Source organism: bacterium, from assembly GCA_026414725.1.
Taxonomy (GTDB): Bacteria; Ratteibacteria; UBA8468; order B48-G9; family JAFGKM01; genus JAAYXZ01.
This window is the reverse complement of sequence record JAOAIL010000015.1, coordinates 17627-31292: the sequence shown is the minus strand read 5'-3', so window position 1 is coordinate 31292 and position 13666 is coordinate 17627. Positions and strand designations below refer to the sequence as shown.

Sequence of the window (13666 nt, the reverse complement as noted above, 5' to 3'; positions counted from 1 at the left end):
CCTCTGGATGTCCGGAAGATATAAAATTCAAAATATTCAAATAAATATTATCTATGTACCCTATCTGTAAGTTCGCTTGACAAGAATTTTTTTTGTGGTATAATAGGGTTATAACTAGAAAAAGAATGGAAAAGATGAAGATGTTAAAAGAGCCTGCATACATAAGGATTAAACAGGAACTTAAAAGGGGTATTCTTTCAGGAGCGGTGAAGAGTTTTTCTGAGCGAGAGATTATATATAGATACAATGTTTCAAATACTACTGCAAGGCGTGTGTTAAATGAACTTGAAGAGGAAGGATTACTGGAAAGAAAGGTAGGTTATGGCAGTATAGTAAAAACTCCTGGTAAATCATTAAACAAAGAGGTAGGGATAGTTTTCTTTAATATATATGACTGGCGAGAGCCATTTATATCCAGGATAGTCAGTGGTATAGAAGAAGAGGCAAGAAATGATAACTACCATCTCCATCTTTATACTACAAGAGAAAAACCAATACTATCCAATAAGAACTCAACACTTTATCATATTGTTTCCAAGAGAAAGATAGACGGGCTTATTATTCTTTCTCCACTTCCATCTTCAGATATAAGATTTTTTATTGAAGAGAGGATACCAGTTGTTTCTGTATATAATGTTTATTCGGATAAAGAGGTTGCCTGTATCAGTTTTGATTTTAATTCTACGATAAAGGACGTATGCGAGATATTATATGGTTTGGAAAAGAAAAAGATAGTGGTTGCAGTTGGGGGTGAAGGTAGATTGGGTATAAAGAGAAGCAGGGAGTATGTGATAGACGGGTATAAAGAGTTTGTTGAAGGTAAAGGTGTAGTATATGAGGGTGGGTTCATAAAGGAGAATGTTATCACTCAGGCAGATGGTTATGAGTTGATGAGGGAGTATTATGAGTTATCAGAGGGTATAAGGCCAGATGCGCTGATATTTGTTTCTGTGATGGCAGGGGAAGGGGCAATGAGGTTTATGAAAGAGACAAAGACAGACGGGTGGAAACCTACAGTTATTCCGTTTGTTGCCATGCATATTTCATATCCTCTTTATATTTATCTACCTTATGAAAGGTTAGGTAAGGTTGCTTTTGAATTGTTGAAGAAGCAGATATTTGAAAAAAAGAGAGAGAAGATATTTTTACCTGTGGAAGTGGTTTACAAGAGAAGTAATGTCCCTGTGTTATCAGAGCCAGGTGGCTCTGTTTAGAATAGATAACAGAAAATGGAGGTGTAAGATGAAAAGATGGAAAAATGCAGTAAGGGTGAAAGGGTTCACCCTGATAGAATTGCTGGTAGTGGTAGCAATAATTGCAAACCTCGCTGCAATTTTGCTACCAGCACTCTCTCAGGCGAGGGCAAAGGCAAGACAGGCAAAGTGTATAAGCAACCTGAAACAGATAGGAGTGGCGTTTTTGTTATATGTGCAGGACCATGAGGGAAAACCATTCACATATTATTATAACAGTCATCCAGGTGCAGCAGCATGTACCTGGTATGATAACAATTTTGCATTTGCAAAACAATACCTGAATGGTAATAACTGGCAGAAACCAGGGAATATACTTGACTGTCCAACTTCTGATAAATTATATAACCCTTATATGAACTACGGCTATACTGACTGGCTTGGCTGGTACATTACCTATGCGGGTAAGAGTAACTGGTACTGGCAGAGTTATATAGAGAGGAGTGGTAAGGCATCAAAACTTGTGGTTTTCAGCGATTGTTTCAGGTACCATGTATCTATTTATGACTGGAATAATAATACTCAGTATCCTAACCCTAGTGGAGTAAACTGGTGCCATAATGGTGGAGCGAACTTCCTTTTCTGGGATGGACATGTGAAGTGGGAGCCCAGAAATGCAATGTCCGCTAAATGTTTCAGGGTTGAAAGAATCTCCGGTGATACTATGGATGAGTATTATTAATTATAGAAGATGCGATATATATATAAAAAGGAGAAATGGTAATGAAAAGAAGAAGGTGTTATCTTTATAAAATATCTCTTGCTGTTTTGGCATTATTCTTTATAAATATAACTGGTCTGATGGCTTCTGTATTTGACATCCCTGAACTTTATTCACGGGACCCTGGAACCTATCGCCCAGGAGTATTTGGACAGGGACTGGCACTCATAATTGAAGCAGATGGTCCATTATACCCTGTGGTCTTTGCGAATAGAGAGGTAAAAAAGTGTACGCTTTCTATAAGATTTAGACCTCTAAGGCAGTTATGGATGTATGAGTGGCAGAATTTCCTTATTCTTAGCGATGGTAAAAACTCGGTAAACTTTCTCATTCATGCAGGGTCTCCTGTAAGTGAAAAACCTCCCAGGTACATACAGGTAAGTGTTAAAAAAGAGAACCAAAGCCCCAGTACCTGCTTTTCAAAACAGATGGATAAAAATGCTCATGAAAAGTTTCATCACCTTGTATATACCTGGAACAATGAAAAGGGACAGATTTATCTTGATGGTGAGATTGTTGCAACAATCACTGATACAAAAATTCTCCCTGGTAACCTAGATGGCAGAAATACAACAGTCAGGATTACTGCACCAAACGGTATTATTTTAGATGAACTTGTCGTCCTTGAAGAAGGACCTGATAGTGCTGATGTAAAGACCCTCGTAGCAGGTAGCAATGCGTGGCAACCAACCAATTCAACACGCCTTTATGTCCCTTTTGATGGTAATCTTACAGGCAAGACAGCAATAACTAATTATGGTGATAATATCTCCTTTTTTGCTCGTCCTGGCAGACCGGAGGCAATATTTCTGGCACAGGAGAAAATTGAAATACCTTTTTATATCATCAACCATACAGATAAAGATGCTCAATTAACTCTGGAAGGTACAGTGAACAATTTAAAGCGAAAAAGTGTGCTGGAGAAAAAATATCCTGTAAGTGTACCTGCTGGAGGTATCTCAACAGTCATGTTTGATATGAATTCCATCAAAGAGAAGGGTCTTTTCTGGGGTACTTTCAAACTTAAAGAATCTACAGGTAAAATTTTACATGAACAATATATTAAATTCGCTGCTACGCTCGGTATAGACCCTGCAAAGATACCTCCTGAAAACACTCCCAATGGCCTGGTCGTATCTCAGGGATTCAACCCTGCACCTTATGAGAAATGGATGCGATTTGAACTATTCAGCCCTTGGAGGAACCTTGAATACGAACCAGGAAAATGGGACTTTGAAGTTCTGGATATTCTCATTGATTCTGCCATCCGTAATGGAAGGGAACCAACACTTATGCTGGTGGGTCCCCCTGACTGGCAGGTAAAGAGATTCCCCGTTGATAAGTATCCTGACTACAATAAGAGAACATGGGCATGTCCGGAGGACATTAGTGCTTATAAAGATTATGTGAGAAGGTTGGGTGAAAGATACAAGGGTAAAGTTTATCATTATGAGGTATGGAATGAACCATACTGGAATGACCCTGCAGGCGGGTATTTTTATGGTCCATCACAGCAATATGCGGAACTTGTAAGAGCATCCTATGAAACATTGAAAAAGGTAGACCCTTCCATACAAATATGTTCAGGGATGGGAGGAAGCCAGAAATGGCAGCAGGATGTGGCAAAAGATACTGCCGGCTATGCAGATTATTACGGTATGCATCTTTATCCTTTTGCAGAACTACAGACAGCATGGAAATATTCAAGAATAATTGATGAAAACCTTATCCTGCAGACGATGGAAATACTCAAACAGGCAGGTGCAAGTACATCGCTTGCCAATACCGAAATAAGCGATTCAACACTGATGCAATTTGGCGTTGATGAGCAAGGTTATCCAATGACTGCAGAAGAGTTTGATGCATCAGGCAAGTGGGAGACGGTAATTCCTTTAATGAAGGAATATGGAAGACCTACTTTTCATGACTATTTCACCTCTGCTGCAGCTTTAATCAGAGCGAGGGTATTGAGTGACGCTGTAGGATGTAAATACTTTCTCTGGTGGAGTAACCAGGGTGGAGCATTTGGCAGTTTAAAATATGCCGCTTATATCCCAACATTAGACACAGTGGCTTATACAAACATAATAGGTATTTTAAGTGGATACAGGTTTGTAAAAAGGATAGATCTGGGAGCAAATTATCTGTTTGCATATCTTTACTATAACAACATAAAAAACGACTATGTTGTTGTGGCATGGACATACAAGAACCCGGAAACAGTTTATATGGAAGCAGGCAGTGGACATAATATAGAGGTAATAGATATTTACGGTAATCCAGTCGCTGCACAGAAAACAGGTCCTTTACTGTCTCTTCCTCTCTCTTTTACACCTGTTTATGTACGTGGTTTTTCTTCCGTTCCAGCTGGCAGCAGACCTATCATGCGGACACTGGTAGACCCTGCTTTTGTATATCCAGGACAGCCATGCAGAGTTAAGGTAGAGATGTACAATTCTCTGGAAGAAGTTCTCAGTGGCACACTTAATATAGAGGTACCGGAAGGTTTCCAAACACCCTCTGCTATAACACTTTCTCTGCAGTCCAGAGAAACCAGTGAATATACTTTTGAGATTTCAGTACCTTCCGGATTGCTTGGCACAAAACAGATAAATGTCATCTTTTTGCCGGCAACAGGTGCTATAAACAGGTTATCGCAAAAAACACAAATTAACATAAAACAATATACAACCGCGGCCAGAATTAAGTCAGGATATAAAGCGGATGGAGATTTAAGTGAATGGGAAGATACCAAAAATTTCCCCGTAAAGATAAATTCACCTGAGCAGGTGGTAATAGGAGTACCTTATACAGAGGTATTACGCGATGAAAAAATAGTAAGTGACTGGAAAGGAAGTGAGGACCTTTCTGGTATGGCTGTTGTTTACTACGATGAGAAAAATCTATATGTAAAAGTCAGGGTATATGACAATGAGGTACATAACCCGGTAGCATGGAAATATCCACCACGGGCGTATGATGGGGACTGTGTGGAGATATGGATTGATGCACGTCCTGCCGAGCAACAGGGAAAGAAAGATTATACTGAAAATGTGTACCACCTTATGATAGTACCTGTTCTTGATGATTATCCTGCGCCAATGTTTCACATCTCTTCTCCAGCGGGCGGGAAACTTGCAGGAGTAGTGGTTAATTCAAAGAGGTTAAAAGATGGCTATACCGTATCTATCACACTTCCCTTTTCCAACTTCCCCTCGCTAAAACCCACACCAGGCACAACATTCGGTTTTGATATTGGCATAAATGATGCAGATAAAGATAACAGTTATCGTAAAGTGCAGATGCTGTGGGCAGGTGGTGTAGATAATTCTAAAGACGCTTCACTTTTTGGTAAACTTATACTTGGGGAATAACAAAATGTATATTGAAAACAGGGTATTTTCTGCGGTGATGGCGGGATTGATTTTATTATCTTTGGCTACTAATTCCTGCACCGACACAATATTTCTGGCTAACTTTGATGGGACTTATGATGCAGTATTTGCAAAAGGAGACAGAACCTTCCGCATGGCTGATGATATGGAGGAAGGCAGCGTAAAACTTGTTGAGGGTAAGTACGGCGGAGGATTATTCGTTGGCAGAAATGTTCCTGCACTTGCTATAAGCTATGCGACAAAAGAGAACTTTAAGTTTGAAAAAGGAACCCTTGAGTTCTGGTTTAGACCTGAATGGACTATGGCTGACACAGAGGATATTATGGGACCCAATCTGTTTAAATATATTACCTTTTTTTCAACCTCTGGTGACCCTACCCGCTTCTGTCTCTACAAAAATCAGTATAACTGGTTGATATGGGACTACCGGCTGGATTACCAGACAAAGGGAAAAGTCATAACGCAATATTCTTCCCAGTCTGATGTAATAAAGCCTGGAAAATGGACACACATGGCGGTATCCTGGGATACAGGAGAAGCACGTCTCTTTATTGATGGAAATCTTGTGTCAATATCAGACATATGGGACATTCCTGGCATGCTTGGAGACAGGATGGCACTCGGTAGCCCGGGCTATGGAAAGGGTCTGGGAGCAGACGGTACATTTGACGATTTCAGGATATCTGACCATCAGAGGTATATCAGCAGCTTTATACCACCAGATACTCCTCTTAAAGTGGATGTATTATCTTCTGTTCCTACAGTCCCCTCCCCTTCCCAGGAAGAAAAGGATAACTGGCAGAAAAAGAGGACAATGTTTTTTGTCGACTTTAGATATGGATTGGTGGCAAATTTCTCTTTGGGAAATGGTCTGGGAGGAAGCAACTCTATATTAAAGATAGAGGAGAAAGATGGCAGACAAGCAGTGAGATTAAACCGCAGAGCACAGATAGGTGATACATTGTGGTTCCCTACTTATGGAAATATTAATGTAAATATGTCCACAGTTGATATAGATATATGTTTTTCAGACCCTTTACAGTTACCAGCGGTGATATTTGATACAAGCAAGGTTGTTTGTAATCCCTTTTCTCCTCAGGACCAACATGCTCGCAGTGGCACCCGATTGATTCTTGACCCAAGTAGCCGAATGGTATTTGAATGCATCGAAGGGGGTAAGTTATTGTCCTATGTAATGTCATGCCCTCTAACGGTGGAAGCAGGTAGATGGCACCGATTCTCTGTCTCATGGGGTGGTGGTGTAAGATTATATTTTGACGGAAAGAAGGTTGCAGAGGAAAATTCTTTTCCCCTTCCTTCCACAACGGATAAGTATTTCTTTGTCGGTTCAGACAGCCAGGGTATAAATACCATAGATGGATGGATAGGCAGGATTGAAATCACTCTGTGGAATACTTTATCAGAATGCCCAAGCGCACGATGATTCATCCTTTTTAAAAACCTCTCTCTTAAACATATCTCATTATTAAAACAAGGATACAGAAATAATTATTTCCGAAACTAGTGTACTTGATAAAAACTTTATTGTGTTATAATAACTGCTGTTGAAGAGGAATAAAATGCTGAATTCTAAAAAGGTAAAAGAGGTAGGAAAAAAGTTAGGGGTTGACCTTATAGGTATTGCGGATATCAACAGGTTTGAAGGAGCACCAAAACAGATGGACCCGAGATATATCAACCCTGACGCAAAGGCACTGATAGTTATTGGTTTAAGGATTCCGAGAGGTTCATTAAGAGGGATTGAAGAAGGAACATACTTTCTCTCATACTCATCACAGGGGTATGGAAGTATCAATATGATTTATAACCCTTTTATTCTTTATCACCTGACAAGATTTATAGAGGATAATGGATATGAAGCAACACCCATACCAAATGACTACTATGACTGGACTGCAGTAAGATATCATACGGGTGAATTAAAAGAAAACTGGTCTTGTCCTGTATCACCTGAAAAGCCAGCACCTGATATTTTTATACATTTCCGGATTGCTGCATATCTTGCAGGACTCGGTGAGATTGGATACAGTAAACTTCTCTTAACACCTGAATTTGGACCCCGACAACGGTTTGCCTGTATATTAACAGATGCCCCTTTAGAACCAGACCCCATATATGAAGGACCTAAAATTTGTGACAGGTGTATGCTCTGTGCAAAGGAATGTTCAGCAGGTGCAATAAGTACAAAAGAGACAGTTAAAGTAAAAATTGCAGACAGAGAACTGGAATGGGGAAAACTTGATATAGAGGCATGTTCTAAAGGATTTCAGGGAATGGAACCTTACAAGAAGTACAATCCATTTATCGGAGAGCCATCCCAGGTAATATTATACTCAAGAGCGCTGGAGGGCGCGCGTGGATGTATAAGAGCATGTATGATACATCTGGAAAAAGAATCAAAATTGAAGAATAAGTTCAAGCATCAATTCAGAAGAAGAAAGCCCTGGTATATGGAATGGGAAAAATAAAATTCTCTGTTGGCTATCAATTAAGAGATGAAGATGTCTTTTCTAATATCGTTGAAAAATATAAAAGCCGTATAGAAGAAGTTTATTTCCCATGGCTCAATCTTCCAACTGGAAGAGCACCAGTTGCAAACAAATCTGGGTATATTAACTGGAATGCTCAGGAACAGTTAGAGTATGAACTTAAAAAAATTAAAAAGTCAGGTATAAAACTCAATCTTCTTCTAAATGCCTCCTGCTGGGGTGCTGATGCCCTTTCTGTAAGTTGTGTAAACGAAGTTATATCAATCATTGAACACCTACAGGAAGAAATCGGTATTGATTCTATAACCTCTTTTTCTCCTGTTGTAAGTTCTACTGTAAAAAAGAACTTTCCAGAGATTGATGTAAGAGCAAGTGTAAATATGCGTCTCGGAACAATAAAAGCGATGGAACAGGTAAGGGACTTATTTGATAGTTTTGTTATTCAGAGAGAGTACAACAGGGACTTTGAAAGAATAAAAGAATTAAAAAGATGGTGTGATGAAAACAGAAAAAAATTATATCTTCTTGCCAACAGTGGTTGTATCAGTTTCTGTCCTGTTCAGATATTTCACGATAATGTCATCTCCCATGAGGCAGAGATATACACGAAAGAAAATATAACAGAAGATGTATCAGGAAACTGCTGGTCATTTTATAAAGATAAAGAAAGATGGAAATATCTGCTTACAAACTCATGGATAAGACCTGAAGATCTTCACTATTATGAAAAATACTTTGATACAGTAAAACTTGCTACGAGGCTCAATCCGGACCCTGAGAAGATAATAAAGGCGTACTGTAATGAAAAGTATGAAGGAAATCTCCTTGACCTGTTTGAACCATCACACAGTAAAATTATCTTTCCTTATATTATAGACAACTCCATCTTCCCTTCTGACTGGTTTGAAAAGACATCTTGCTGCAACAAAAGATGTGATGGATGTCCTTACTGCAAAGAGGTACTGAAAAAGGTTCTTGTAAAAAGCATATAATTCATTTATGCAGAAAAGATCAAGATTCCTACCATATTAGGAGGGGGATGTCTAAATTACCTTCTCCCTCGGGGGAGAAGGTTTAAGGATGAGGAGGAAAAGTACAGCGGAGGTCTCACCCTCACCTTATATCCTCTCCCCTCAAGGGATAGGAGAATAATTTAAAGTGTATCTACACTATATACGTACGATTTATTGACGGAAAGAACACTATCGGGATATAATAAATGGCAGAAAGGAGTACCTATGGGAAGGCACAAAAATGAGATAAAAAAACTCCATAGAAAAAAGATTAAAAAAGCAAAAGAAAAACTGAAAGAGTTTGAAGCAAAAAAAATCCCTTTCAGGGAATTAAACCGACTGGCAAAGAAAATTTTCTGTAAACGGCTTCATTCTGGCTATGAGATTTCTTCAAAGACATCCTGAAATAAAGTAAATATTTATTAATTTATTCAGGGAGAGGTCGCATAGTGGCCGAGTGCGCGCGCTTGGAAAGCGCGTATCCGGAAACGGATCGTGGGTTCGAATCCCACCCTCTCCGCTCAGATTAGCAAGCAACAGGGATTCGAAGGGAGCGAAGTAAGAAATTGCGATGAGTAAGAGCAATTTCAGCGGCTGGCCGACCCGAGCCGTTTTGGGAGGCGAGGGCGCCGAATCCCACCCTCTCCGCTCAGATTAGTATATTCCGGGTACATAGTTTACAGTTTATGGTATTATTGCCAGGATAGAAATGGAAAAGGGTTGACAAAGTAATAGAATGGATTACAATGAAAATATGGAAGTAGAAAAGTTAGATGAAGAGATAGTGTATTTTATGGATTTCAATGGAAAAGATAAAGAGATTTTATAACGGACTTTCAAAAAAGAGAAAGATTGTATTCTGGGTATGTATTGGTGTCTTTACTATCTCTGTTATACGTCTATCAGTATGGTATGCAACAAAAGGAACTACTACAAGCCCAAAACTCTATATTAAAAACCTTTACAGTCAAGACCCAGAAGAAAGAAAGTTTGCTATATATGAGGTAGGAAGACGGGGACTTAAACAGGCAATCCCTGAACTTGAGAAAATTTTAAAAGAAGACCCATCTCCTGATATCAAAAGGGCATCTGCATGGAGCATAGGAAGGATAGATAAGGAAACACTCATCTCTCTTTTAGACAGCACAGAAAAAGATACAAAGGATATAGTAATGGAGGCACTACTGAAGATGGACAGAAACAATATCCATCTTCTGCTTGAAAGATTACCTAAGGAAGATGAAAAAACAAAGTTTAAGATACTTGACCTGGCGGAAAAGTCAAAAGACAGGGAGGTCTATCTAAAACTATTAAAAACAGGAGAAGAGAAAGAAGAGATAATTTCTGTTAGAAAAGAAGCGCTTCAGATAGCAGTACAAAATTTATCTTTTAATGATATAGAAAGCACCCTCTGGAATATCTACTATAATGACCCTGAAAAAGAGATGAAGGAGTTTGCCTACAGTTTGATAAAAGGGTTAAAGGAGAAAAATAAATGAGACAACGGGGGTTTACGCTAATAGAACTTCTTGTTGTTATATCCATTATATCTATACTTGCAGGACAACTTCTTCCTGCTCTTTCAATGGCAAGAGAGAAGGGCAGACAGGCAAACTGTATAAACAACATCAAACAATTTTCTTATGCCATTGAGATGTATTACCAGGATTATGCTGACTATCCACCGTGGCTTTCTAATTTATATCCTGCTTATATCTCTACAAAGGGAAGTTTTATATGCCTTACAGACAGAGATAAAGGCAGGACAGGACATGGACAGGAGGCATTTCCTGAAGCAAATGATATCCCACCGGAGAATATACCTGGTTCAGGTTATACACCACCCTACACAGGAGGATTAGCAGGATTTAACGAGAGAAATCCAGAGATTGTTGCATGCAGTTATATCTATGAGTTCAATCCTAATGAGTGTTTTTTCTGGGAATCGGATAAGTCAGCACAGGAAATTGACCAGGCAGACAGAGACAAAAATGGTTTTGTCTCCTGGAAAGAGGCAAGGTTATGGCAGGCAGATAACACAGAGAAGAAAGGACAGACACCTATTGTAAGATGCTTCTGGCACTTCAAGAATTATCAACAGAAGGTATTAAACCTCGCTTTCAGGGACTACAATGTCTATCAGAGTGCTCCTGACTGGGAGGCATCATCATCTCAATGAATTTTCCTTAAACCAGTTAAATGTCTTCCTTATTCCCTCTTCTATATCTACCTCTGGTTTCCATCCGGTCATACGGATTATCTTGTCAGGTGAGAGACAACTTCTTTTTATCTCGCCTTTTTTAGGGTCTGTATGAATCTTTTTTACATCTTTTCCTGATGCATTCTTTACATACTCAAATATCTGGTTTACACTTGTTTCTCTACCTGTACCTACATTGAATATCCCTGTAACCTTATTTTCCATCATTGTAATATTTGCCCTTATCACATCATCTACATAAACAAAATCACGTGTCTGCTCACCATCTCCAAACACAGTGGGTGTTTTCCCTTCAAGTATATTGGTAGAGAAAATCGCTATAACACCTGCCTCTGCATAGGCGTTTTGCCTCGGTCCATATACATTTCCATATCGCAGGGAAACAAACTGAAGGTTATAAAAAGCAGAAAAATACACCATATATTTCTCTACAGTAAGTTTTGATATCCCGTAGGGACATAGAGGAAATGGTTCTACTGTCTCAGGTGTAGGAAATATATCTGTATCTCCATACATAACTCCACCTGTGGAAGCAAATATAAACTTCTTTCTATTTTTTACATTAAGAAATGCTCTGATAACATTAACAGAGCCATGGATATTAACATCTATATCAAAAAACGGGTCTTCCTCTGATTTTCTCACATTTATCTGGGCTGCAAGATGAAATACAAATTCCGGTTGTTCTTTCTCAAAAATATCCTTTATATTTTTATCCCTTATATCCATCTGATAAAAATTTGCCTTCGGATTAAGGTTTTTAATCTCTCCTGTGGAAAGGTTATCTAATATACAAACACTGTATCCTTTCTCTATAAGTTTATCTGTAAGATGACTGCCTATAAATCCACACCCACCTGTCACCATTACCTTCATACTGTGCTCCTTTCAATCAACAAGTTTTATATTTTTCAACCAGTGTTTATTTTCTTTATACCACTGGACTGTTTTCTTTATACCTTCTGGAAGTCCGGTTAACGGCTGCCAGTCCAATAGGTCTTTTGCTTTTTGAATATCAGCCCATGTAGCAACAAGGTCTGTTTTTTCAAAACTCTTATATTCTATTACTGCTTTCTTCCCCAGTTCTTTCTCAATAAAAGAAATAAGTTCATTGATAGAATATGGGTGGTTACCTCCGAGATTTATTATATTAAAACCGGTTATCTTCAGTCCTCTTATAGTCCCTTCAGCAATATCATCCACATAGGTAAAATCCCGTTTCTGGTTTCCATCCCCATATATCTTTAAAGGAATCCCTTCATCTATCATTTTTATAAACTTAAATACACTCATATCAGGCCGTCCTGCGGGACCATAAACAGTAAAATATCTGAATATTGTCATATCTATACCATATAGGTAGTGGTATGTATAGCAGAGCCCTTCCGCTGACTTTTTTGAAGCAGCATATGGGGAAATAGGCTTATTTACCGGTAAATCCTCATTGAAAGGCATCTTTTCTCCTGCATATACAGAAGAACTGGAAGCAAGAATAAAATTTTTTATATTAAGGGTTTTTGCTATTTCAAGAAGATTCAATGTTCCCTCTAAATTCGCCTTAAAGTATATAAAAGGGTCCTTTATACTCGCCCGAACCCCTGCCCTCGCTGCAAGATTGATGATAGCATCCGGTGAAAAATCCCTTACAACATTTTTTAATTCAGGAGAAGATATATCCTGCCTAATGAAACTGAAGTTTTTATACTTTGTAAGATGGGCAAGCCGCCATTCTTTAAGTCGGACATCATAATACTCATTCATCTCATCAATACCAGCGACAGAAAATCCTCTTTCAAGCAGAATTTCGCCTACCCTGCTTCCTATGAAACCACAACACCCTGTTAAAAGTATTTTTTTCATATAAGTCCGCTTTTAGCAAAACTGTAATATGTATCTTCTCCGATTATTATATGGTCAAGCACCTTTATATTCAAGACCTCCCCTGCTTTTACAAGTGATTTTGTAAACTCTATATCCTCCTTACTCGGAGAAGGATCCCCTGAAGGATGATTATGGACACATATAATAGACACCGAGAAATTCTCCATTGCCTTTCTGAATATCTCCCTTACTATTGGATTTGCCTGATTAACAGTCCCCTCTTCTATCTCTGTTTTTTCAAATATCCTGTTTTTTGAATCCATATGGAGTATAACAAAAATCTCTGTCTTCAGGTCTCTCATCCGTGGGAGAAGGAAAAAGAATACATCCTCAGGTCCTGATAATTTCACTTTTTTCCCTTTCAACTCCTCTTCTCTAAATCTTCTCCCTATCTCTATGGCTGCCTTTATCTGACATAGTTTTGCTCTGCCCAGACCTTTTATGTCCTTCCACTTATTTATACTTGTATGGCTCATATTACGGAAAGAACCAAACTGCTGCATTATCTTTCTGGCAATATCTATTGCTGTCTCACCTTTACTTCCTGTTCTTATAAGGATAGCGAGAAGTTCAGTATCTGTAAGTGTATGCTCCCCGTATCTTAAAAGTTTCTCTCGTGGCTTTTCATCTTCAGGCCAGTTTTTAATAGGAATGTTATATCTATCCATATTT

General features: G+C 38.7%; 12 protein-coding genes and 1 tRNA gene. 10 read left to right on the top strand and 3 right to left on the bottom strand.

Annotated elements, in window-relative coordinates:
* Window positions 1-125 precede the first annotated feature (125 nt).
* The 10 genes from N3D17_06020 (at window position 126) to N3D17_05975 (ending at window position 11071) form a co-directional block, all read left to right on the top strand.
* Window positions 126-1214, top strand: coding sequence for a GntR family transcriptional regulator (locus N3D17_06020; GenBank protein MCX8082931.1), 1089 nt, complete (start codon window positions 126-128; stop codon window positions 1212-1214).
* A 28-nt stretch (window positions 1215-1242) separates the two neighbouring features.
* Window positions 1243-1935, top strand: coding sequence for a prepilin-type N-terminal cleavage/methylation domain-containing protein (locus N3D17_06015; GenBank protein ID MCX8082930.1), 693 nt, complete (start codon window positions 1243-1245; stop codon window positions 1933-1935).
* A gap of 41 nt (window positions 1936-1976) precedes the next feature.
* Window positions 1977-5348, top strand: a complete 3372-nt coding sequence (locus tag N3D17_06010; GenBank protein ID MCX8082929.1) for a hypothetical protein — start codon at window positions 1977-1979, stop codon at window positions 5346-5348.
* Between the two features lie 4 nt (window positions 5349-5352).
* Complete coding sequence (locus N3D17_06005; protein ID MCX8082928.1) at window positions 5353-6813, top strand: LamG domain-containing protein; 1461 nt, start codon at window positions 5353-5355, stop codon at window positions 6811-6813.
* A gap of 136 nt (window positions 6814-6949) precedes the next feature.
* The gene (locus tag N3D17_06000) at window positions 6950-7858 is read left to right on the top strand and encodes a hypothetical protein (GenBank protein ID MCX8082927.1); all 909 of its coding nucleotides are present in this window, start codon (window positions 6950-6952) and stop codon (window positions 7856-7858) included.
* Complete coding sequence (locus tag N3D17_05995) at window positions 7846-8871, top strand: hypothetical protein (protein ID MCX8082926.1); 1026 nt, start codon at window positions 7846-7848, stop codon at window positions 8869-8871. The genes N3D17_06000 and N3D17_05995 overlap by 13 nt, the downstream gene beginning before the upstream one ends.
* 246 nt (window positions 8872-9117) lie before the next feature.
* Entirely contained in the window at window positions 9118-9297 is a 180-nt protein-coding gene (locus N3D17_05990) for a hypothetical protein (GenBank protein ID MCX8082925.1), read from the top strand.
* A 30-nt stretch (window positions 9298-9327) separates the two neighbouring features.
* Window positions 9328-9412, top strand: a tRNA-Ser gene (locus N3D17_05985).
* Window positions 9413-9695: 283 nt separating this feature from the next.
* Window positions 9696-10391 (top strand): HEAT repeat domain-containing protein, encoded by a 696-nt coding sequence (locus N3D17_05980; protein ID MCX8082924.1) that lies wholly within the window; start codon window positions 9696-9698, stop codon window positions 10389-10391.
* Window positions 10388-11071 carry a type II secretion system GspH family protein gene (locus N3D17_05975; GenBank protein ID MCX8082923.1) on the top strand — a complete coding sequence of 228 codons (684 nt, stop codon included), beginning with the start codon at window positions 10388-10390 and terminating at the stop codon, window positions 11069-11071. Before N3D17_05980 ends, N3D17_05975 begins: the two co-directional genes overlap by 4 nt.
* Here the strand turns inward: N3D17_05975 and N3D17_05970 are convergent.
* The 3 genes from N3D17_05970 to radC are packed head-to-tail and all read right to left on the bottom strand — an operon-like array spanning window position 11060 to window position 13662.
* Complete coding sequence (locus N3D17_05970) at window positions 11060-11989, bottom strand: NAD-dependent epimerase/dehydratase family protein (protein MCX8082922.1); 930 nt, start codon at window positions 11987-11989, stop codon at window positions 11060-11062. The two genes, N3D17_05975 and N3D17_05970, sit on opposite strands and share 12 nt — an antisense overlap.
* Before the next feature lie 12 nt (window positions 11990-12001).
* Window positions 12002-12973 (bottom strand): GDP-mannose 4,6-dehydratase, encoded by a 972-nt coding sequence (locus N3D17_05965; GenBank protein ID MCX8082921.1) that lies wholly within the window; start codon window positions 12971-12973, stop codon window positions 12002-12004.
* Window positions 12970-13662, bottom strand: coding sequence for a DNA repair protein RadC (gene radC, locus N3D17_05960; GenBank protein ID MCX8082920.1), 693 nt, complete (start codon window positions 13660-13662; stop codon window positions 12970-12972). Before radC ends, N3D17_05965 begins: the two co-directional genes overlap by 4 nt.
* Window positions 13663-13666 lie beyond the last annotated feature (4 nt).

Excerpts from the sequence above, each read along its gene's own strand:
- N3D17_06020 (MCX8082931.1), top strand. The coding sequence starts at position 126 with ATGGAAAAGATGAAGATGTTAAAAGAGCCTGCATACATAAGGATTAAA.
- N3D17_06015 (MCX8082930.1), top strand. The coding sequence starts at position 1,243 with ATGAAAAGATGGAAAAATGCAGTAAGGGTGAAAGGGTTCACCCTGATA.
- N3D17_06010 (MCX8082929.1), top strand. The coding sequence starts at position 1,977 with ATGAAAAGAAGAAGGTGTTATCTTTATAAAATATCTCTTGCTGTTTTG.
- N3D17_06005 (MCX8082928.1), top strand. The coding sequence starts at position 5,353 with ATGTATATTGAAAACAGGGTATTTTCTGCGGTGATGGCGGGATTGATT.
- N3D17_06000 (MCX8082927.1), top strand. The coding sequence starts at position 6,950 with ATGCTGAATTCTAAAAAGGTAAAAGAGGTAGGAAAAAAGTTAGGGGTT.
- N3D17_05995 (MCX8082926.1), top strand. The coding sequence starts at position 7,846 with ATGGGAAAAATAAAATTCTCTGTTGGCTATCAATTAAGAGATGAAGAT.
- N3D17_05990 (MCX8082925.1), top strand. The coding sequence starts at position 9,118 with ATGGGAAGGCACAAAAATGAGATAAAAAAACTCCATAGAAAAAAGATT.
- N3D17_05980 (MCX8082924.1), top strand. The coding sequence starts at position 9,696 with ATGGAAAAGATAAAGAGATTTTATAACGGACTTTCAAAAAAGAGAAAG.
- N3D17_05975 (MCX8082923.1), top strand. The coding sequence starts at position 10,388 with ATGAGACAACGGGGGTTTACGCTAATAGAACTTCTTGTTGTTATATCC.
- N3D17_05970 (MCX8082922.1), bottom strand. The coding sequence starts at position 11,989 with ATGAAGGTAATGGTGACAGGTGGGTGTGGATTTATAGGCAGTCATCTT.
- N3D17_05965 (MCX8082921.1), bottom strand. The coding sequence starts at position 12,973 with ATGAAAAAAATACTTTTAACAGGGTGTTGTGGTTTCATAGGAAGCAGG.
- radC (MCX8082920.1), bottom strand. The coding sequence starts at position 13,662 with ATGGATAGATATAACATTCCTATTAAAAACTGGCCTGAAGATGAAAAG.